A 19,341-nucleotide genomic window follows, 5' to 3' on the forward strand; every position below is an offset into this window, starting at 1 on the left:
AGCCGCGCCGGCCCCGCGCCGGTCCAACGACATGGCCTGTCATGAATCTGGTAGCTCCCCTACGCTCCCTAAGCCTGCGCCAGCTCGAAGTGTTCTATGCCGTGGTCTCCGCCGGCAGCATCACGGCGGCAGCGGAACGGTTGCAGATTTCGCAGCCAACCGTCAGCACCATGATCCGCCGCGTCGAGGACCAGCTCGGGCTCGCCCTGTTCCTGAAGGAGCGGGGCCGGCTGGTGCCCAGCAATGAAGGGCGCGTGCTCTACGAGGCGCTGCAACGCAATTTCCGGCATTTCCAGGCGATCGCCGACACCATCACCTATCTCCAGCGCGACGTTTCCCAGCGCATGAGCATCGCCACCATCCAGCCGCTCAGCAGCGGCCTCATCGCCCATGCGCTCAAGGACTTCATGGCCGAACGTGTCGATGCGCGCATGCATCTGCTCATCCGGCCGCGCAAGGCTGTCTACGAGGCCGTTGCATCCGACGGCGTCGATCTCGGCATCTCGTTCGGCACAGGCGAGGCGAAAGCCGAGGGGCTGGAGGTGGAGCAGGTCTGTGTCGGGCGCATCTATTGCATCATGCCGAAAGGGCATCCGCTGGAAGCGCACGACGTCGTGACCCATGCGCAACTGAACGCCTGGCCGCAGGTGTCCTATCCGCCGAGCCATCAATGGCTCTACCTGATCTACGAGAAGGTGCTGGGCAATGCGCCGCCGGAGCCGGTGCTGACGGTGGAAAATGTGAACTCCGTCTATCCCAATGTCGAGAACGGCATCGGCGTCGGGCTGGTGGACGAATTCTCGCTCAGGTTCCACTCGAAGGACAGGCTTTCGTTCCGGCCTTTCGAGCCGCGCATCGACGTGACCATCGAGCTGATCTATCCCCACCGCAAGGGTTCGGACCTGACCGGGACCTTCGTGCGGCATTTCAGGAAGGTCTGTGCGCAGATGACGGCCGCCCCGATCTGAAAACGCTTTTGCGGACGGGCGAGCCCGCAAAAGCGCAGGAAGGCGCCGGTCCCGGCGCTGGCCGGCCTATCGATAGACGATGCCGCCATCGGTCAGGATCGCCTGACCGGTGATGTAGTCGGAATCGTCGCTCGAAAGGAAGGCGACGAGGGCGGCGACATCCTCGGGCGTCTGCGCGCGGCCGAGCGCGATGCCCTCGACATATTTCTTGTAGGTCTCGCCCTTCGGCGCGCCGGTGAGCTCGGCGAAGCGCTCGTCGATCTCCACCCACATGTCGGTGCCGACGATGCCGGGACAGTAGGCGTTCACGGTGATGCCGTGGCTGGCATACTCCTTCGCTGCCGCCTGCGTCAGGGCGCGGACCGCGAACTTGGTCGCCGAATAGACGCCCAGCATGGCGAAACCGTCATGGCCGGCAATCGAGGAGGCGTTGATGATCTTGCCTTTGTGGCCGCGCGCCTGAAACTTCTTCGCCGCAGCCTGGATGCCCCAGACGACGCCGTCGACGTTGATGCGGAAGATGCGTTCCAGATCCTCCGGCCCGACATCGGCCAGCGGCTTGACCTGGGCGATGCCGGCATTGTTGACGATCACGTCGAAGCCGCCGAGCTCCTTCTCGGCATGGTCGATCGCCGCATAGACCTCGTCCCGCTTGCTGACATCGGCCGTGAATGTGGTGGCCCTGACGCCCAGCGCCTCGACTTCGCTGCGCACCGAATCGAGCTTGTCGGCCTTGATGTCGACCAGGGCGATGTTCGCCCCGTCCTTTGCAAGGCGCAGCGCGATGCCGCGTCCGATGCCCTGGCTGGCGCCGGTGACGAGTATGGTCTTGTCTTTAACTGACATGGTGAGAATCCTTCGGTTCGGGCGCCCGTGTCCGGGCGCCTTCCAACCATGTAGTGTTTCGGGAATGCGGATCGATATGGCGCATGGCGAAAATGCCTGCGACCGAAGCACGCGCCGAAAGCCCGGCAGGACGCTCTTCGTGCCGGACTTTCGGCGCGGCCGGGCGCTTGCGCCCCGACGGCGTCAGCGCTTCACGTCGCGGTCGAAGGTGTCGGGCGTCACGCCTTCCCTGCGCAGGATGTGCTTCTGCACCTTGCCCGAAGCGGTCTTGGGCAGGTCGTCCAGCACGCGGATGTAGCGCGGCACCATGAAGCGCGGCAGCGCCTTCTCCAGCTCCGCCGTCACCGCCACGGGATCGACGGTTGCCCCTTCGACCGGGGTGACGACGATCAGCACCTCGTCCTCGCTGAATTCGCTCGGAACCGCGACAGCCGCGCATTCGCGGATCGCGGCGATGTTCAGCACCTCGCTCTCGAGGGCGAAGGAGGAAATGTTCTCGCCGCGCCGGCGGATCACGTCCTTGAGCCTGTCGACGAAGAAATAGGTGCCGTCCGGGGCGCGGCGGAAACCGTCGCCGGTGTGGAACCAGCCGTTGCGCATGGCTTCTACGGTGGCGGCCGGGTTGTTGTAGTAGCCGCGCATCAGCGCCCATGGGCGGTGGGTGCGCACGATCAGCTCGCCAACCTCGCCGTCCGCGACCTCGATGTCGTTCTCGTCCACGATGCGCAATTCGTACCAGGGACGCGGCTTGCCGGCGATGCCCTTCTCGGTGATGCCGGGGCCGGCCACCATGGGGCTGGCGATCTCGGTCATGTTGTAGATGGTCCACGCATCGACGCCGAAGCGCTTTGCAAACAGCGGTCCGTCCTCGCCGAAGGGGGTGATGAAGGCACGGCGCAGCGGGTGGTCGCGCTCGCCTTCGGCCGGCGGCTGCTTGAGCAGGAAGCTCGCCATGACGCCGAGCAGCAGGCAGTAGGTCGAGCCGGTCTCGCGCACCGCCTGCCAGAAGGTGCCGGTCTTGAACTCGCGCATCATGCCGATGGAGAGCCCGCGCGCCAGCATGGCATAGACGAACAGCGTCGAGCCGCAATGGAAGATCGGCCCGCAGATCATGCAGCGGTCGTCGGCCTCGACGCAGTCGAAGGCATCCGGGCCCATGGTGTAGAGCTGGGCGTAGCTGCTCATCACGCCCTTGGCGTTTCCGGTGGTGCCGGAGGTGTACATGATGGCGTAGAGGTCCCACGGCTCGATCGGTTCCGACAGCTCCAGCAAGGCCGGCTCTTCCGCCCCCGCATCGACCAGCGGGCGGATGTCGCGGCCCTCGATGGCGGGCGCGTCGCCCTCGCACACCAGAACCGTCCGCACCTTGCCCGGCGATACTTCGCCAAGGAGCCCGACCAGCGGCGCGGCGGCGATCAGCAGCGGCGCGTCGGCATCCTCCAGGATATGTTCGAGCACGCGGCCGCGCGCGCCGGTGTTGATCGGCACATAGACCGCGCCGAGATAGTTGATGGCGAACCATGTGCACAGAAGATCGGGGCCGTTGCCCATCAGGCACAGCACATGGTCGCCGCGCTTCACGCCGGCGCGGGCGAGCGTCGTGGCGCGTATGCGCACCCGCTTCAGCGTCTGCGCATAGCTCCATTCCGGGCCCGGCCAGAAGTGGACGAAGGGCGCATCGGGGCACGATTGCGCATAGGTTTCAAGCAGATAGCGCAGCACCGCGCGGTCGCGGTCAAGCGCCGGGTCGGTCGCGATAGCAGGGCCGGTCGTCGTCATCCGGATATCCTTTCCAGGGGCGGTGGGGTGCATTCCCGTCGCAATGTGCCCGATGAAAATATGCCTTGCAAAGTTCAGACCGGATATGCAACATACTCGGTAGTATGTCAAAGCGGTTTCTGCACAGAGCCGCAAGGAATGCCCGTTTTGGGAGGATTCATGTCTGGAGTGACGACGGTGTCGGAAGGCGCTGTGGCAACGCTGCGCTTCGACAGGGGCGGCAAGGCCAATGCGCTCAATGCCGAGCTGATTGCCGGGCTGGAAGCCGGCGCGCTCGCGCTTGCGCAGCGCGCGGACATTTCCGTTGTGGTGCTCACCGGCGCGCCGTCGATCTTCGCCGCGGGCGTCGATCTCAAGGACGAGGCCCTGTGGAAGCCGGGCGCCGGCGATGTCGAGCGCGCGCAGGCCATGAATGCGGGCGGGCGCATGACGGATGCATGGCGGCGCGTGCCGCAGCCGGTTATCGCCGCGCTTGAGGGACCGGTCATCGGCGGCGGCGCGATCCTGGCGCTGACGGCGGATTTCCGCGTCATGGGCTCCTCCTCCTATCTGCGCTTTCCCGAGGTCCGGCTGGGCATGACGCTCGGCTGGGGCGGCCTGCCGCTGCTGGCCGAGCGTGTCGGCTCGTCGCGGGCCAAGCGCATCCTGTTCTGCGACGAGAAGATCGGCGCGGACGAGGCGCTGTCGCTCGGCCTGTGCGACCGCGTGGTCGCCGACGGCGCGGCCGAGGCGGAGGCGCGCCGCTGGGCCGCCGAAGTGGCGCAGGCTCCGTCGCTCGCCCTGCGCATGACCAAGGGCGCGATCGACGCCGAAGTTCGCCGGAACTGGGCGGCGGCCAGCGAAAACGATCAGTTCTATCTGGCGCGCCGGGTGCTTGAGGATGCCAGCCATTCATGATTTCCGGCGATGCGCGACGGTTCGCGCATCCGGGTTTTTGGCACGCCGTGTGCCTGATGGAGGAGTATTGGAATGAAGAACCTGAAGACCATCATCCTGTCGACCGTGTTCACGCTGTCGGCGACGGCGGCTTTCGCCGAGCCCTACCGCATCGGTGTCCTCACCGACATGTCGGGCATGAATTTCGACCTCGCCGGTCAGGGTTCGGTCGTGGCGGCGCAGATGGCGGTCGAGGATTTCGGCGGCAAGCTGCTGGGCGAGACGGTCGAGGTGATCGTCGGTGACCACCAGAACAAGCCCGATGTCGGCTCGACGCTGGCCCGCACCTGGATCGACTCGCAGAACGTGGTCGCGGTCGTCGACGTGCCGACCTCGTCGGTGGCCATGGCGGTGCAGGAAATCACCCGCCAGACCGATACCGCCTTCCTCATCTCGACGGCCGGCTCCTCGGCGCTGACCGGCGAGGCGTGCTCGCCCTCCACCGCGCAGTGGACCTGGGACACCTTCGCCATGGCCAACGGCACCGGCCGCGCCATGACGCTGGAAGGCGCCAAGAAGTGGTACTTCATCACCGTCGACTACACCTTCGGCCACGCGCTTGAGGCCGACACCACGCAGGCTGTCCTGGCGGCCGGCGGCGAGGTCGTGGGTTCCGTGCGCCATCCGCGCGAGACCACCGACTTCTCGTCCTACATCCTTCAGGCGCAGGCTTCCGGCGCCGACGTGATCGCGCTCGCCAACTCTTCCGGCGACACCATGACCGCGCTGAAGCAGATGCAGGAATACGGCATCACCGAAGCCGGCCAGAAGATCGCCGGCATGCTGCTCTTCCTCACCGACGTGCAGGGCGTGGGTCTCGATATCGCCAGGGGCCTGACGCTGACCACCGCCTTCTACTGGGACATGGACGACCAGACGCGCGAATGGTCGGCCCGCTACAGCGAGCGCATGGACGGCAAGAAGCCGACCATGGTCCATGCCGGCGTCTACTCGGCCGTCACCAACTATCTCAAGGCTGCCGAAAAGGCCGGCGAGGCCAGGAGCGGCTCGAAGGTGATGGAAACCATGCGCGGCATGGACATCAACGACTTCTTCAACCGCAACGCCTATCTGCGCGAGGACGGCCGGGTCATCCACGACATGTTCCTTGTGCGCGTGAAGGCCCCCGAGGACTCCGGGGCCGCCGGCGACCTCTATGAAGTGCTTGCCACCATTCCGGGCAAGGAAGCCTTCGCTTCCGTGGAAAACAGCGCCTGCCCGCTCGTCAAGAAGTGATCGGACGACGATGACCATCCATCCAGCCGCGGTTCGTTCCGACGCTGGCGCTACCCGTGCCGTTCTCTCGGCACGGGGGCTGACCAGGCGCTTCGGACCCTTCCTTGCCGTGAACAATGTCGACATCGACATTCATCACGGCCGGGTCCATGCGCTGATCGGCCCGAACGGCGCCGGCAAGAGCACGGTGTTCAACCTGCTGACCAAGTTCTATACGCCAACGGCCGGGCGCATCGTGCTGGACGGGACCGACATCACCGCGATGGATCCGGCACGCGTGGCGCGCATGGGCATGGTCCGCTCGTTCCAGATCTCCGCCACCTTCGGCGACATGTCGCTGCTCGACAATGTCTGCATTGCCCTGCAGCGTCCGAACCATCTTTCGGTGCAGTTCTGGAGGCCGCTCTCCAGCCTCGACCGGCTGCGCCCGCGCGCCATGGAGCTGCTGGATCGCGTCGGCCTCGCCGACATGGCGCAGCGGCGCGCCGCCGATCTTTCCTATGGCCGCAAGCGCGCGCTGGAAATCGCGACGACGCTGGCGCTGGAGCCGCGCGTGCTTCTGCTGGACGAGCCGCTGGCCGGCATGGGCCACGAGGACGTCGAGAACATGGCCTCCCTGATCTCGACGGTGGCGCGCGACTGCGCCCTGCTCATGGTCGAGCACAATCTCAAGGTCGTCGCCGACATCGGCGACGAGATCACCGTTTTGCAGCGTGGCGAAGTCCTGGCGCGCGGCGACTACGCCACCGTCAGCACCGATCCGCGCGTGCGCGAAGCCTATATGGGATCTGAAGATGGCGGGCACTGATCCGGTTTCCGCTGCCGCCCCGCGTGGCGCCGGCAAGGCAGCGCAGTTGCAGGTGCGCAACCTCGAGGCGTGGTATGGCGAAAGCCATGCCCTGCACGGCGTCGATCTCGACGTTTTCGCGGGCGAGACGGTGACGTTGCTCGGCCGCAACGGCGTCGGCAAGACCACGACGCTGCGCGCCATCATGGGCATCATCCGCAAGCGCAGGGGCGAGGTGGAGTTCGAGCAGCGTTCCATCATGCGCCTTCCCCTGCACCGGGTCGCCCGCGCCGGCCTCGGCTTCGTGCCCGAGGAGCGCGGCATCTTCGCCAGCCTCTCCGTCGAGGAAAACCTGATGCTGCCTCCCGTGGTGGCCAAGGGCGGCATGAGCGTCGAGGAAATCTACGGCATCTTTCCGAACCTGCTGGAGCGGCGCACCAGTCCCGGCACCAAGCTTTCCGGCGGCGAGCAGCAGATGCTGGCCATTGCCCGCATCCTGCGCACGGGCGTGCGCATGATCCTGCTGGACGAGCCGACCGAGGGCCTCGCACCGGTCATCGTGGAGCGCATCGGCGAGATGCTGAAAGTGCTGAAGTCGCACGGCCTGAGCGTGCTGCTGGTCGAGCAGAACTTCCGCTTCGCCGCGCGCATCGCCGACCATTTCTACGTGATGGATCACGGCAGGATGATCGACAGCTTCTCCGTGGCGGACCTGCCGGCGCGCACCGAGGCGCTCAACACGGCTCTTGGAGTGTGACGAGATGGGGGGTGTAAGATGACGATGATCTTTGGCGTTCCGCTGCCCGCGCTGATGGGGCAGCTTCTGGTCGGACTGATCAACGGCTCCTTTTACGCGCTGCTGTCGCTGGGCCTGGCGGTCATCTTCGGCCTGCTGCGCGTGATCAACTTCGCGCACGGCGCTTTCTACATGCTGGGGGCCTTCGCCGCCTGGATGCTGCTCGCCTATGCCGGCATCGGCTACTGGGGCGCGCTGATGCTGGCGCCGCTGATCGTGGGCGTCGCCGGCATGGCGATCGAGCGGCTGATGCTGCGCCGCCTCTACGGCCTCGACCATCTCTACGGGCTGCTCTTCACCTTCGGTCTGGCCCTGCTGCTGGAGGGCACCTTCCGCCACTTCTTCGGAACCTCGGGCCAGCCATACGCGGCGCCGGAAGCCCTCAGGGGCGCCACCAATCTGGGCTTCATGGTTCTGCCCAACTATCGCGGCTGGGTCGTCGCCGCATCGCTGGTCATCTGCCTCGGCACATGGGCGGTGATCGAGAAGACCTCCATCGGGGCCTATCTGCGCGCCGCAACCGAAAACGCCACGCTGGTCCAGGCGTTCGGCGTCAACGTACCGGTGCTGCTGACCGTGACCTACGGTTTCGGCTGTGCGCTGGCGGGCATCGCCGGCGTTCTGGCCGCGCCCGTGTTCCAGGTCAGCCCGCTGATGGGCTCCAACCTGATCATCGTCGTCTTCGCCGTGGTGGTGATCGGCGGCATGGGCTCGATCCTCGGCGCCATCGTCACCGGCTACATGCTCGGCATCGTCGAGGGGCTGTGCAAGGTGTTCTATCCCGAGGCGGCCAACATAGTGGTCTTCGTCATCATGGCCATCGTGCTCCTGCTGCGTCCGGCCGGCCTCTTCGGAAAGGACAGCTGACATGTCCGCGACCCGCATCGATACCGCCGGCATGCCGGCCCGCCGCAGCGCCGCACCCGCGCTGATCCTCCTTGCGGCCCTGGTGGCCGCGCTGCTGATCGCGCCCGTCTGGATCTACCCGGTCTTCATGATGAAGCTTCTGTGCTTCGCGCTGTTCGCCGCCGCATTCAACCTGCTGCTCGGCTATACTGGCCTGCTTTCCTTCGGCCATGCCGCCTTCTTCGGCGGCGCGGCCTATGTCACCGCCCACGCGATGAAGGTGTGGCAGGTGACGCCGGAAGTGGCCATCCTCGCCGGCATCGCCACCGCCGTCGTTCTGGGGCTGGTCATCGGCGCCATCGCCATCCGCCGCCAGGGCATCTATTTCGCCATGATCACGCTGGCGCTGTCGCAGATGTTCTATTTCTTCTGCCTACAGGCCCCCTTCACCAACGGCGAGGACGGCATACAGGGCTTTTCGCGCGGCCGCCTGTTCGGGCTGATCGACCTCAACGATACGATGAACCTCTATTACTTCATCGCCGCGGTGACCGTGCTCGGCCTGCTTGCGATCTGGCGCATCGTGCATTCGCCCTTCGGCCAGATCCTGAAGGCCATCCGCGAGAACGAGCCGCGCACTATTTCGCTCGGCTACTCCGTGCAGCGCTACAAGCTCGCCGCCTTCGTGATGTCGGCGGCGCTTGCCGGGCTCGCCGGCAGCCTCAAGGCGCTGCTGTTCCAGTTCGCGACGCTGACCGACGTGGCGTGGAACATGTCGGGCGAGGTGATCCTGATGACGCTGCTCGGCGGCATCGGCACCATGGCGGGGCCGGTCGTCGGCGCGGCCATCCTCGTCGGTCTGCAGAACTTCTTCGCCACCTCCGGCTTCCCGGTCACCATCGTGCTGGGCGCGACATTCATGATCTGCGTGCTCCTGTTCCGGCGCGGCGTGGTGGGCGAGCTGGCGCACTGGCTGGAAAGCCGCAAGCCATGACCGGCAGGCGAGCGGCGGCAAGCTTCACCCGCGCGGCGACGGTCGGGAAGGAATGGATCGACTACAACGGCCATATGGCCGACTTCGCCTATGCCATCGCATTCTCGGAAACCGTCACCGCCTATATGGACGCGATCGGCCTCGATGCCGCCTGTCGGGCGGCAACGGGAAGTACGCTCTACACGCTGGACATGCGCACCGGCTATCTGCGCGAATGCCATGAGGGCGATGCCCTGTCGCTGACGCTGCATGTGCTGGAGGCGGATGCAAAGCGCCTGCACGCCTATCTGGAAATGCACAATGCAGCCGGCACGCTGCTCGCCTGGAACGAGCAGGTTCTGCTGCATGTCTCGCAGGCGGGCGGGCAGCCGAAGGCCGCCGCCTTCCCGGCGGAGGTTGCGGCACTGCTGGCGCTTGCCGTCAGCGACAGTGCCGAAATCCTGCCGCTTCCCCATATCGAACGGCGGATCGGTCTTTCCCGGAGCTGAGCGGACCGGGATGAAAAAAGGGGCGGTGGAAATGTCCACCGCCCCTTTTTCGTGTTTCGGTTTCCCGCGCTCAGAGCACTTCGAACAGGCCGGCAGCGCCCATGCCGCCGCCGATGCACATGGTCACGACCACATAGCGCACGCCGCGGCGCTTGCCCTCGATGAGGGCGTGGCCCACCATGCGCGCGCCGGACATGCCGTAGGGGTGGCCGATGGAGATCGCGCCGCCATTGACGTTGAGAAGCTCGTCGGGAATGCCGAGCTGGTCGCGCGAGGGGATGACCTGAGCGGCGAACGCCTCGTTCAGCTCCCACAGGCCGATGTCCTCGACCTTCAGGCCGTGCAGCGCCAGCAGCCTGCGAACGGCCGGAACCGGGCCGATGCCCATTTCCTCGGGGCCGACGCCTGCCACCGCAATACCGCGATAGAGGCCGAGCGGGGCAAGGCCGCGCTTTTCGGCTTCGCTGCGCTCCATCAGCACCGAGGCGGAAGCGCCGTCGGAAAGCTGCGAGGCGTTGCCGGCGGTGATGAAGCGGCCTTCGGCGATGCGCTGGCCGTCCCGGAAGACCGGCTTCAGGCTGGAAAGACCTTCGAGCGTGGTTTCGGGGCGGTTGCCTTCGTCCTTCGCCAGCGTCACTTCCTTTTCGGAAACCGCGCCGGTCGCCTTGTCCGTCACCTGCATGACGGTGGTGAGGGGCACGACCTCGGCGTCGAGCCGGCCGGCGGCCTGCGCGGCGGCGGTGCGGGCCTGCGAACGCAGGGCGTATTCGTCCTGCGCCTCGCGGCTCACGCCATAGCGCTCCGCCACGATCTCGGCCGTCTCCACCATCGACATGTAGGTCTCCGGCAGATGGGTGTCGATCCACGGATCGCGCCAGTGCGAGAGGTTCATCTGGGCGTTCTGCACCAGCGAAATCTGCTCGACGCCGCCTCCGACCGTGATCTTCATGCCGTCGACGAGGATCTGCCTGGCGGCGATGGCGATGGCCATCAGGCCCGACGCGCACTGGCGGTCGACGCTCTGGCCGGGAACCGACACTGGAAGGCCGGCGCGCAGCAGGCCGGTACGGGCGATGTTGGCATAGGTGGTGCCCTGCTGGAGAGCGGCGCCGACCACCACGTCCTCGACCTCCGCCGGATCGACGCCGGCGCGCGCAACGGCATGTTCGATGGCGTGGCCGATAAGGCGTGGCGCGGTGGTGGCATTGAATGCGCCGCGATAGGCCTTGCCGATGGGCGTGCGCGCGGTCGAGACAATTACGGCTTCTTTCATCTGCTTTTTCTGATCCTCAAATGTCGGTTGGGGCCGCCAGCGCGCGGGCGCACGCCAGGAGCGGTCCGGTCAATGGTACAGGACGGCGCGTGGTGCGGTCTACATAGACATGGACATAAACGCCGCGCGCGGCGCACAGCTCCGCTCCGGCGGCAAACAGCCCGAAACCCCAGGTGAGGCTGGTGCGCCCGACCTTCTCCACCCGCGCCCCGACCCACAGTTTCGTCGGGAAGGTGATTTCGCTGAAGAACTGCGCGCCGTTCTGCACGACGAGGCCGATGGGATCGGTGGCGCCGGGCGACAGGTCCAGCGCCTTGTGTCCGATCAGCGCCATGTTCAGCGCCGTGTCGAAATATTTCAGATAGGCCACGTTGTTGAGGTGGCCGTAGATATCCGAATCCTCCCATTGCAGCACCGTTTCCTGATGCCAGGGATAGGCGCCGCGGGGCAGGGGGCTGAGGCGCTCGCTCATGGCTCAGTTCCTGCCGAGGGCGGCACGCGCATTGGCGAGGATGCGGTCGACGTGGCGCAGACCCTCCGGCGGTTCCACCGGATCGGAAATGTCGGCGATGCGGTCGAAATTCGCGCCCACATCGTCGGGCGTGAACGACTTGCCCGTGAAGCATACGCCCTGGCTTTCGACCACGGCAAGGCGCGCCACCGTGCCGGCGCCGGCCAGCAGGGCGGTGCGCGAAGGCGCCTCGCGGCTGACCAGCCACACGGCGGCGGGCGACACCAGTTCGGGCGCCAGCAGTTCCAGCATCTCCCCGCTCATCATGTCGCCGGTCATGCGCGTGGCGGCGGTCGGCAGGATGGCGTTGACATGGATGCCGTATTTCGCCCCCTCCAGATGCAGCGTGTTCATGAGGCCGAGCACCGCCATCTTGGCCGCGCCGTAGTTCGACTGGCCGAAATTGCCATAGGCGCCGGAGGTGGAGGAGGTGACGAGCACGCGGCCGTAATTCTGCTCGCGCATGGTGGCCCACACCGCCCGGGTGGCGATGGCCGTGCCCATGAGATGCACCTCGACCACGGCGCGGAAATCGTCGGTCGTCATCTTGGCGAAGGTCTTGTCGCGCAGGATGCCGGCATTGTTGACCAGCACGTCGACACGGCCGAAAGCCGAAAGCGTGCGCGCGACCATGGCCTCCATGTCGGCTTCGGAGGTGACGTTGCCGCCGTCGGCGATGGCGCGTCCGCCTGCCCCGGTGATTTCACGCACCACGGCCTCGGCAGCCTCGGTAGAGCCGCCCGAACCGTCGCGCGCACCGCCGAAATCGTTGATCACCACGGCTGCGCCGTGCGCGGCCAGCATCAGCGCGTGCGCGCGTCCGAGCCCGCCGCCCGCGCCGGTGACGATTGCGACCTGATCCCTGAAGCTCACCGACATCAATTCTCTCCTTCGATAACCAGCACCAGCCATTCGGCTATCATGGCGGGCTTTTCATTTCCCTCGATCTCGACCTCGACGCCGAGGCGCCGCAGCTTCCCCGCCCCCCTGGGCTCTTCGGAAAGCAGCGTGAACCGGCCGCGCACCCGCGCGCCCACCGCAACGGGGGCCAGGAAACGCACCTTCTCGAACCCGTAATTGATCTCGACCACGCCGGGAGGGGGCAGCGGCAGGGCGGAATGGGTGAAATGGGTCAGCAGCGACAGCGACAGGAAGCCGTGTGCTATGGTGCCGCCATAGGGGCCTTCCGCCTTTGCGCGCACCGGATCGACATGGATGAACTGATGATCCAGGATCGCATCCGCGAACCTGTCCACAAAGGGCTGGTCGATCTCGATCCAGTCGGAGATCAGCGGCGCGCCGTGAGTGATCGTCCGGTCATTCATCCGGTCTTTCCTTTGGTTCGATGTGTGTTTTCGCCCTGTCGGCAATTGCAACATACTCAGTAGTATGTTTAATTGGATCCGTCCAGCGCATATCGCCTTGGAACGGGTGCCGCCGCGCGGATAATTGCGCCGGTTATCCAAATCCGCTCATATGCCGGGACAGGTGAAATTCGGAGGACGTTCCATGGCCAGATCGGATCACGAAGCCGAAGGGCAGCGCGATCTTGGCGCCGACGCGGCCGTGGTGGAGGCCGGGCGCCCGCGACGTCCGACACGCTCGCGCCGCAAGGCCGGGGACGTCGCCGGGGCCGACAACAATATCGACATTCTCGACTGCGCCGCGCAATGCTTCATGGAGATGGGGTTCCAGGGTACCAGCATCGACGATGTGGCGCGCAGGCTCGGCGCGACCAAGGGCCGGATCTATCACTATTACGCGTCGAAGACCGATCTGTTCTTCGACGTCCACCGCGAGGGCATGCGGCGGCTGAACGAGGCGGTCATCGCGGTGATGGGCAGCGGCGCCAACGGGCGCGAGACGCTGCGCGCCATGCTGGAGGCGCACGCGCTCACCATGTTGCAGAACATCGCCTATCTGGCCGTCGTGGTGCAGGGCGTGCACATGCACCGGCTGGGCGCCACCACGCTGGCGCAGCGGCAGGTGCTGGACGAGATCATGGCGATCCGCCGGGACTTCGAGAAACTGTTTTCCGATGTCTTCCGCCGTGGGCAGGCCGATGGCAGCATCCGCGCCGAAAATGCCTCCATCGCGGTCAAGGGCATGCTGGGCGCGGTGAACTGGACCGCGATCTGGTATCGCCCGCGTGCGAACGAGACGCTTGCCGACAAGCAGAAGATCGCGCGTGAGCTGGCCGCCCTTCAGGTCGGAGGCGTCGCCTGACGCCTCCGCCGGATCGCACATCCATATCCCATCCGGTGCCGCCGCGCCGGTACAGCGCATAAGGAAAGCAGCCATGAGCTTCACGCCTTTCTCCTTCACCACGGTCGGGCAGATCCACGTCGAATGGGGCGCGGCCGCACGGCTCGGCGCGCTGCTTGGCCAATGGTTCCCCGCGCGCAGGCTGCTGCTGGTGACGGACAAGGGCTTGCACAAGGCCGGCGTGCTGGAGCCCGCCAGGGCGTCTCTGGCTGCCGCGGGCTTTTCCGTCACCGTGTTCGACGACGTGGTGGCCGATCCGCCCGAGGCGGTGCTGCTCGACTGCGTGGCGCTGGGCCGCGAAGCCGGCGCGGACATCGTTCTGGGCCTCGGCGGCGGATCGTCCATGGATGTCGCCAAGCTTGCCGCCGTCATGCTGGCCAGCGAACAGGAGCTGTCGGCGCTCTACGGCATCGGCAAGGTGCAGGGCGCGCGCCTGCCGCTGGTGCAGGTGCCGACCACGGCGGGAACCGGCTCCGAGGTCACCAACATCACCATCCTGACCACGCCGGACGATTCCAAGATGGGCGTGGTGGCCGACCAGCTCTATGCCGACCGCGTGCTGCTCGATGCGGAGCTGACCACCGGCCTGCCGGCGCTGCACACGGCCGCCACCGGCATCGACGCCATGGTCCACGCCATCGAGGCCTATACCAGCCGCCACAAGAAGAATCCGCTTTCCGATGCGGCGGCGCGCGAGGCGCTGCGGCTGTTGTCGTCCAATCTCGTTGCCGCCTGCAGGGACGGCAAGGACCGGGCGGCGCGCGAATCCATGCTGCTGGGCGCCATGCTTGCCGGGCAGGCTTTCGCCAATGCGCCGGTGGCGGCGGTGCATGCGCTGGCCTATCCGCTGGGCGGGCGCTACCACATCCCGCACGGTCTCTCCAACGCGCTGATGCTGCAGCCGGTGCTGGAGTTCAACATGCAGGCCGCCGAGGCGCTCTATGCCGAGCTGGCCGGCCCTGCCGGAGCCGACGTGGCGCCCGATGCCGGCACGGCCGAAAAGGCGAAAGCCTTCGTCGAACGGCTGATCGCGCTGATGGACGCCTCCGGCGCGCCGCGCCGTCTGCGCGATGCGGGCGTTGCGCAGGAGATGCTGCCGCAGCTCGCCGCCGACGCCATGCTGCAAACCCGGCTTCTCGGCAACAACCCGGTCGAGGTCACGCAAGCGGATGCGCTGGCGCTCTATCGCGCCGCGTTCTGAGGGTGAGGCGGCCGCCCGCTGGCCAGACCTGCGGGCGATCCGGCGGCGGCGGTCTCCCCGCCGGTTTCGGCGACCATGGTGGCCATGGAGCTCCCGGCCCTTGCCTTTCCACTGCGGATGAGGCGCAAGGGTCGGCCTTGCGCCGCCTTGACCATTGACTATGGCGGCCTGCCGTGGCCTTCGTCTTTCCTGTCGAAGTCCATTGAATGCTTTCCCGGAAAGGCCCGCCGATGACGCCAGCCGCTGCCTGCAATCCGCTCGTCCCCGCTTCCGGCCGGGAGGACTGAACCCATGCAGGATTGTGCAAAGGCATCGCGCTCCCTGTCCGAAGAGGATCGTGGCTGGACGCGCCGCGCCATCGACATCCTCGAAGCTGACGGCCGGCGCTCCGCCGACACCCATCTCGTCAAGCCGGACTTTCCCGGCCTGAAGGGAATCTCGATCTACCTCAAGGACGAGAGCACCCATCCCACCGGCAGCCTCAAGCACCGGCTGGCGCGGTCCCTGTTCCTCTACGGCATCTGCAACGGGCGCATCCGCAAGGGCACCGTGCTGGTCGAGGCATCGTCCGGCTCCACCGCCGTTTCGGAAGCCTATTTCGCGCGGCTTCTGGGCCTGCCCTTCATCGCCGTCATGCCCCGCTCCACCAGCCGCCAGAAGATCGAGGCCATCGAATGCTTCGGTGGCGTGTGCCATCTCGTGGACCGGGCGGGCGATGTCTATCAGGCCGCGCAGGAAATCGCGGATTCGAAGTGCGGCTACTATCTCGACCAGTTCACCCATGCCGAGCGCGCCACCGACTGGCGCGGCAACAACAACATCGCCGACAGCATCTTCCGGCAGATGACGGGCGAAGAGCATCCGGTGCCGAAATGGGTGGTGATGAGCGCCGGCACCGGCGGCACCTCCGCCACCATCGGCCGGTTCATCCGCTATCGAAATCTCGATACGCGCCTGTGCGTGGTCGATGTCGAAGGCTCCGCCTTCTACGATGCGTGGCAGAGCGGCGACATGACGACGACCGCCAGCGGATCGCGCATCGAAGGCATCGGGCGCCCGCGCGTGGAGCCGTCGTTCGTTCCGGGCGTGATCGACGAGATGATCCGCATTCCCGACGCGGCCTCGATCGCCGCCGCCCATGTGCTGTCGGAGCGGCTGTTCCGGCGGGTCGGCGGTTCCACCGGCACCAATTTCATGGGCGTGCTGTGCATTGCATCCCTGATGAGGAAACAAGGCGAGGCAGGCTCATTGGTCACGCTGATCTGCGACAGCGGCGACCGCTACAGCGCCACCTATTTCAACGATGAATGGCTGAAAGCGCAGAGCATCGACATTTCCGGCTGGCGCAGCCGCATAGAAACCTTCCTCGACAGCGGCGAGGGCACCTTGCTGGACGTGAGCCAGAAAGACCGGGCCGGCGACGCCTGACGCCTACGGCTGCTTCGGTGGCCGGCCGCTTCAGGGGCGGCGGACGATGGCGATCCATGAAAAGCCGCGATGCAGGCGCTTCGCCTCGCTGGAGGCGCCGAGCGGTGCGGCGATGCCTGCCGCCACGTCGAACAGGTCGGGGCGGGCGCTGACATGATACCAGCGCAGCCATGTGTGGAGGGCGCGCTTCGTCCATGAAGGCAGGGCGGCCATGTCGCCGAAGTCGACGACGTGCAGCTCGCCGCCCGGCGCCAGAAGCCGCGCGGCGTTCGCCATGGCGGCCTGCCATTGCGGGATCATCGACACCGCATAGGAAATGAAGATGCGGTCATAGCCGCTGCCCGCCGGGACGCCGAAGCTTGCCTGCGGGTCGAAGGTCACCGCGTCGGCGCGGGCAAGGCGCACCCGGCCCGCAAGCTCTGCGCGCGCCACGACGCTGCCGGCGGCGGCCAGCATTTCGCCGGAAATGTCGATGCCGTGGAACTGCGCCTCGGGATAGGTCCGCGCCGCCTTCACCAGATTGCGGCCCGTGCCGCAGCCGATTTCCAGCACCGTGCCGCCCGTGGGCGGCCTCAGCCCCTGAAGCATCTGGTCGCGGCCCAGCAGATAATATTTGCGCGTCGCGTCGTAGAAGCCGAAGCGGCGTTGCAGGCGGTAGATGCGGTCCATCAACGCGCCATGCTCGAGGGTCGCCGTCATCGGTCAGCCCTTCAGAACCAGCAGGTGGAAGCCGCCATAGATGGAGGAACGGTCGCGGGCGTGAAGTGCGCGCGATTCCTCGCGACGGTAGTCCCAGCGCGCCAGCAGGTCCGGCGCGACGCGGCCTTCCAGCAGGTTCGCTTGCGCCGCCGTGCGGAAGATGACGCGCGCGCCGGGCGCGGCGGTGCGGGTGATCTCGCGCCACAGGCTGTTGAGCTGATCGTCGCTCATCCAGTCCTGCGCATCGAGCAGCACCGCGCGGTCGACACAGCCGTCGGGCTTCGCCGCCAGCAGCTCGGTGATCGAGATGTTCTCCACGCTGAAACGGGAGGCGCGCGCCCGCACGGTCTCGAAATTTTCGCGGCGCAGATAGGGCGGCAGCGGGGCGCGCCCGTCCCGGCCATAGCCGCGCCCGAACGCCTGCCATGCGAAATAGTTCTCCGACAGCGGGAAGTCGCAGGCCAGCCGCTCCAGCCGCTGGCGCAGAACGCCGGCCATGCCGTTGCCGCCGGCCAGAACGTCATATTGCTGCGGGGGGATGCCGAGCCCGAACAGCGACGACTTGCGGTTCGTCATCCAGCGTACGAAGCGCTTGTCGAACAGCGGCGCGATCATGGTGTCGAAAAGCTGGCGCTGCTCGTCCTGGCTGCGCGCTTCGAGCAGGATGCGCGGATCGACGCCGTAGAGCCGCGCCACGCGATGCCCCCAGCCGATGAAGTGGCCGAGCAGCCCATGGCGGTAGAGATGGCGGCGGAACATGGAGATGCGGCGTCGCCCGCTGAGCGTGCGGCCCTCCCAGTAGGCGCGGCTCCGGTCATCCAGAACCGGGCGGATGAAGCGCCGGTAGTCCTCGACGTTCTCCGGATCGTCGGCCATGGCGTAGAAGCGGTGGAAGCTTTCATAGCCGGGCAGCGTCTGGAGCGCGGCCAGCTTCAGCCGGTTGAAGGCGACGTGGGCCGGGTTGAGGTCCACGGCCTCGATGCGGCCGGGGTTCGCCAGCAGGTAGGAAAACGCGTTGCAGCCGCCGGAGGCGATGGCGACGACCGTCTGCCCCGGCTCCATCGCCAGCGCTTCCATGTCGATTTCCGGATCTTCCCAGATCTGGGCGTAGACCAGCTTCTGGAACAGGCGGGCGAAGACATATTCGGCCAGCCCCTCGCGGGTGAGCGGCGCGCTGCGGCGCACCGCCTCACGCAGCCGCCGGCCCGGATTGGCCCCACCTTCGGATATCCGACGCTCGAGTGCCGTCATTATGCCGCGCTCCATGTGTGGCTGTGTTGCGGAATTGCCGTGGTGACGTGGGCGAGGAACTGGCGGGCGCTTTCGTTCCAGTCGTAGCCGCCTGCGCGCCGGTGCGCCTCGCCGCGCGGAATGCGCAGCGCGGCCAGCGCGGCCGCGCGCAGGTCCTCGTCGAGCACGCCGCCGCCTTCGGCCAGGATGTCGAGCGGGCCGGTGACGGGATAGGCCGCGACCGGCGTGCCCGAGGCCAGCGCCTCGATGATGACGTTGCCGAAGGTGTCGGTGCGGCTGGGGAAAACGAAGACGTCCGCCGAAGCGTAGATGGCGGCAAGCTCGTCGCCGCGTTTCAGGCCCATGAAAACCGCCTGCGGGTAGCGCGCCTTCAGGTCCGGCAATGCGGGGCCGTCGCCCACTACCACTTTCGTTCCCGGCAGGTCGAGGTCCAGAAAGGCCGGCAGGTTCTTTTCCACCGCGACGCGCCCGACATAGAGGAACACCGGGCCTCCGAGGCCGGGATCGGTTCTGCGCGCGGGGTTGAACTGTGCCGTGTCCACCCCGCGCGACCACAGGCGGATATTGGTGAAGCCGCGCTCGCCGAGCTCGGCCGCAAGCGAGGGCGTGGCGACCATCATGGCGTTGCCGGCATTGTGGAAGCGGCGCAGCCAGCGATAGGTCCACTCCTGCGGCACCGGTAGGCGGGCGCGCAGGAATTCGGGAAAGCGCGTGTGGTAGCTGGTGGTGAAGGGCAGGCCCCGCGCGATGCAGATGCGCCGCGCCAGCAATCCCAGCGGCCCTTCGGTGGCGATGTGGATGCGGTCGGCATTCGCCGCGTCCATACGCTGCGCCACCTGCGCGGGCGTGGTCAGCGCCATGCGGATTTCCGTATAGCCGGGCAGGGCCACGGTGCGGAACCCTTCCGGCGTCAGGAACACGGTTCCGACGCCCATATGCTCAAGCGACTGCGCCAGCCGTTCCAGCGTCATCACCACGCCGTTCACCTGCGGACGCCAGGCGTCGGTGACGATGAGGATGCGCATGTTCGTGTTCAC

At 66.7% G+C, this 19,341-nt stretch carries 20 protein-coding genes; 11 read left to right on the plus strand and 9 right to left on the minus strand.

Annotated elements, in window-relative coordinates; all coding sequences use genetic code 11:
* Positions 1-41: 41 nt before the first annotated feature.
* Positions 42-968, plus strand: a complete 927-nt coding sequence (locus DES43_RS06930) for a LysR family transcriptional regulator (RefSeq protein ID WP_035027039.1) — start codon at positions 42-44, stop codon at positions 966-968.
* A gap of 66 nt (positions 969-1,034) precedes the next feature.
* Here DES43_RS06930 and DES43_RS06935 read toward each other — a convergent pair whose 3' ends face one another.
* The gene (locus DES43_RS06935; protein ID WP_035027037.1) at positions 1,035-1,814 is read right to left on the minus strand and encodes an acetoin reductase; all 780 of its coding nucleotides are present in this window, start codon (positions 1,812-1,814) and stop codon (positions 1,035-1,037) included.
* Positions 1,815-1,997: 183 nt separating this feature from the next.
* Positions 1,998-3,593, minus strand: a complete 1,596-nt coding sequence (locus DES43_RS06940) for an AMP-binding protein (RefSeq protein ID WP_084496504.1) — start codon at positions 3,591-3,593, stop codon at positions 1,998-2,000.
* Between the two features lie 159 nt (positions 3,594-3,752).
* Between DES43_RS06940 and DES43_RS06945 the strand changes: the two genes are divergently transcribed.
* From DES43_RS06945 to DES43_RS06975, 7 genes are all read left to right on the plus strand, one after another.
* Positions 3,753-4,490 carry an enoyl-CoA hydratase/isomerase family protein gene (locus DES43_RS06945; RefSeq protein WP_035027036.1) on the plus strand — a complete coding sequence of 246 codons (738 nt, stop codon included), beginning with the start codon at positions 3,753-3,755 and terminating at the stop codon, positions 4,488-4,490.
* A gap of 72 nt (positions 4,491-4,562) precedes the next feature.
* Positions 4,563-5,765: an ABC transporter substrate-binding protein gene (locus tag DES43_RS06950; protein WP_035027034.1), complete on the plus strand. Its 1,203-nt coding sequence runs from the start codon at positions 4,563-4,565 to the stop codon at positions 5,763-5,765.
* 10 nt (positions 5,766-5,775) lie between these two features.
* The gene (locus DES43_RS06955) at positions 5,776-6,573 is read left to right on the plus strand and encodes an ABC transporter ATP-binding protein (protein WP_051520584.1); all 798 of its coding nucleotides are present in this window, start codon (positions 5,776-5,778) and stop codon (positions 6,571-6,573) included.
* The gene (locus DES43_RS06960) at positions 6,560-7,309 is read left to right on the plus strand and encodes an ABC transporter ATP-binding protein (protein ID WP_051520583.1); all 750 of its coding nucleotides are present in this window, start codon (positions 6,560-6,562) and stop codon (positions 7,307-7,309) included. Before DES43_RS06955 ends, DES43_RS06960 begins: the two co-directional genes overlap by 14 nt.
* 18 nt (positions 7,310-7,327) lie before the next feature.
* A complete protein-coding gene (locus DES43_RS06965; protein WP_035027031.1) occupies positions 7,328-8,215 on the plus strand; it encodes a branched-chain amino acid ABC transporter permease in 888 nt (295 codons plus the stop codon).
* Position 8,216: 1 nt separating this feature from the next.
* The gene (locus DES43_RS06970; protein ID WP_035027029.1) at positions 8,217-9,188 is read left to right on the plus strand and encodes a branched-chain amino acid ABC transporter permease; all 972 of its coding nucleotides are present in this window, start codon (positions 8,217-8,219) and stop codon (positions 9,186-9,188) included.
* Positions 9,185-9,676 (plus strand): thioesterase family protein, encoded by a 492-nt coding sequence (locus DES43_RS06975; protein WP_035027028.1) that lies wholly within the window; start codon positions 9,185-9,187, stop codon positions 9,674-9,676. Before DES43_RS06970 ends, DES43_RS06975 begins: the two co-directional genes overlap by 4 nt.
* 70 nt (positions 9,677-9,746) lie before the next feature.
* Here the strand turns inward: DES43_RS06975 and DES43_RS06980 are convergent, their stop codons facing one another.
* The 4 genes from DES43_RS06980 to DES43_RS06995 are packed head-to-tail and all read right to left on the minus strand — an operon-like array spanning position 9,747 to position 12,785.
* Positions 9,747-10,949: an acetyl-CoA C-acyltransferase gene (locus DES43_RS06980; RefSeq protein ID WP_035027027.1), complete on the minus strand. Its 1,203-nt coding sequence runs from the start codon at positions 10,947-10,949 to the stop codon at positions 9,747-9,749.
* A gap of 16 nt (positions 10,950-10,965) precedes the next feature.
* Positions 10,966-11,421: an acyl-CoA thioesterase gene (locus DES43_RS06985; protein WP_035027026.1), complete on the minus strand. Its 456-nt coding sequence runs from the start codon at positions 11,419-11,421 to the stop codon at positions 10,966-10,968.
* A 3-nt stretch (positions 11,422-11,424) separates the two neighbouring features.
* Entirely contained in the window at positions 11,425-12,339 is a 915-nt protein-coding gene (locus DES43_RS06990; RefSeq protein ID WP_035027025.1) for an SDR family NAD(P)-dependent oxidoreductase, read from the minus strand.
* A complete protein-coding gene (locus DES43_RS06995; RefSeq protein WP_035027024.1) occupies positions 12,339-12,785 on the minus strand; it encodes a MaoC family dehydratase in 447 nt (148 codons plus the stop codon). Before DES43_RS06995 ends, DES43_RS06990 begins: the two co-directional genes overlap by 1 nt.
* A 184-nt stretch (positions 12,786-12,969) precedes the next feature.
* Between DES43_RS06995 and DES43_RS07000 the strand changes: the two genes are divergently transcribed.
* The 3 genes from DES43_RS07000 to DES43_RS07010 all read left to right on the plus strand — a co-directional run bounded on the left by DES43_RS07000 (position 12,970) and on the right by DES43_RS07010 (position 16,354).
* Entirely contained in the window at positions 12,970-13,686 is a 717-nt protein-coding gene (locus tag DES43_RS07000; RefSeq protein WP_084496503.1) for a TetR/AcrR family transcriptional regulator, read from the plus strand.
* Positions 13,687-13,759: 73 nt separating this feature from the next.
* Positions 13,760-14,926 (plus strand): iron-containing alcohol dehydrogenase, encoded by a 1,167-nt coding sequence (locus DES43_RS07005; protein ID WP_035027023.1) that lies wholly within the window; start codon positions 13,760-13,762, stop codon positions 14,924-14,926.
* A 291-nt stretch (positions 14,927-15,217) separates the two neighbouring features.
* Entirely contained in the window at positions 15,218-16,354 is a 1,137-nt protein-coding gene (locus DES43_RS07010) for a PLP-dependent cysteine synthase family protein (RefSeq protein ID WP_084496502.1), read from the plus strand.
* A 30-nt stretch (positions 16,355-16,384) separates the two neighbouring features.
* Here DES43_RS07010 and DES43_RS07015 read toward each other — a convergent pair whose 3' ends face one another.
* The 3 genes from DES43_RS07015 to DES43_RS07025 are packed head-to-tail and all read right to left on the minus strand — an operon-like array spanning position 16,385 to position 19,329.
* On the minus strand, positions 16,385-17,053 hold the full coding sequence (locus DES43_RS07015; RefSeq protein WP_035027022.1) for a class I SAM-dependent methyltransferase: 669 nt from the start codon (positions 17,051-17,053) through the stop codon (positions 16,385-16,387).
* A gap of 3 nt (positions 17,054-17,056) precedes the next feature.
* On the minus strand, positions 17,057-18,304 hold the full coding sequence (locus tag DES43_RS07020; RefSeq protein WP_051520590.1) for a BtaA family protein: 1,248 nt from the start codon (positions 18,302-18,304) through the stop codon (positions 17,057-17,059).
* A complete protein-coding gene (locus tag DES43_RS07025) occupies positions 18,304-19,329 on the minus strand; it encodes a glycosyltransferase family 4 protein (protein ID WP_035027095.1) in 1,026 nt (341 codons plus the stop codon). The genes DES43_RS07020 and DES43_RS07025 overlap by 1 nt, the downstream gene beginning before the upstream one ends.
* Between the last annotated feature and the right edge of the window lie 12 nt (positions 19,330-19,341).

The organism is Aquamicrobium defluvii, from assembly GCF_004363725.1.
Classification (GTDB): domain Bacteria; phylum Pseudomonadota; class Alphaproteobacteria; order Rhizobiales; family Rhizobiaceae; genus Mesorhizobium; species Mesorhizobium defluvii.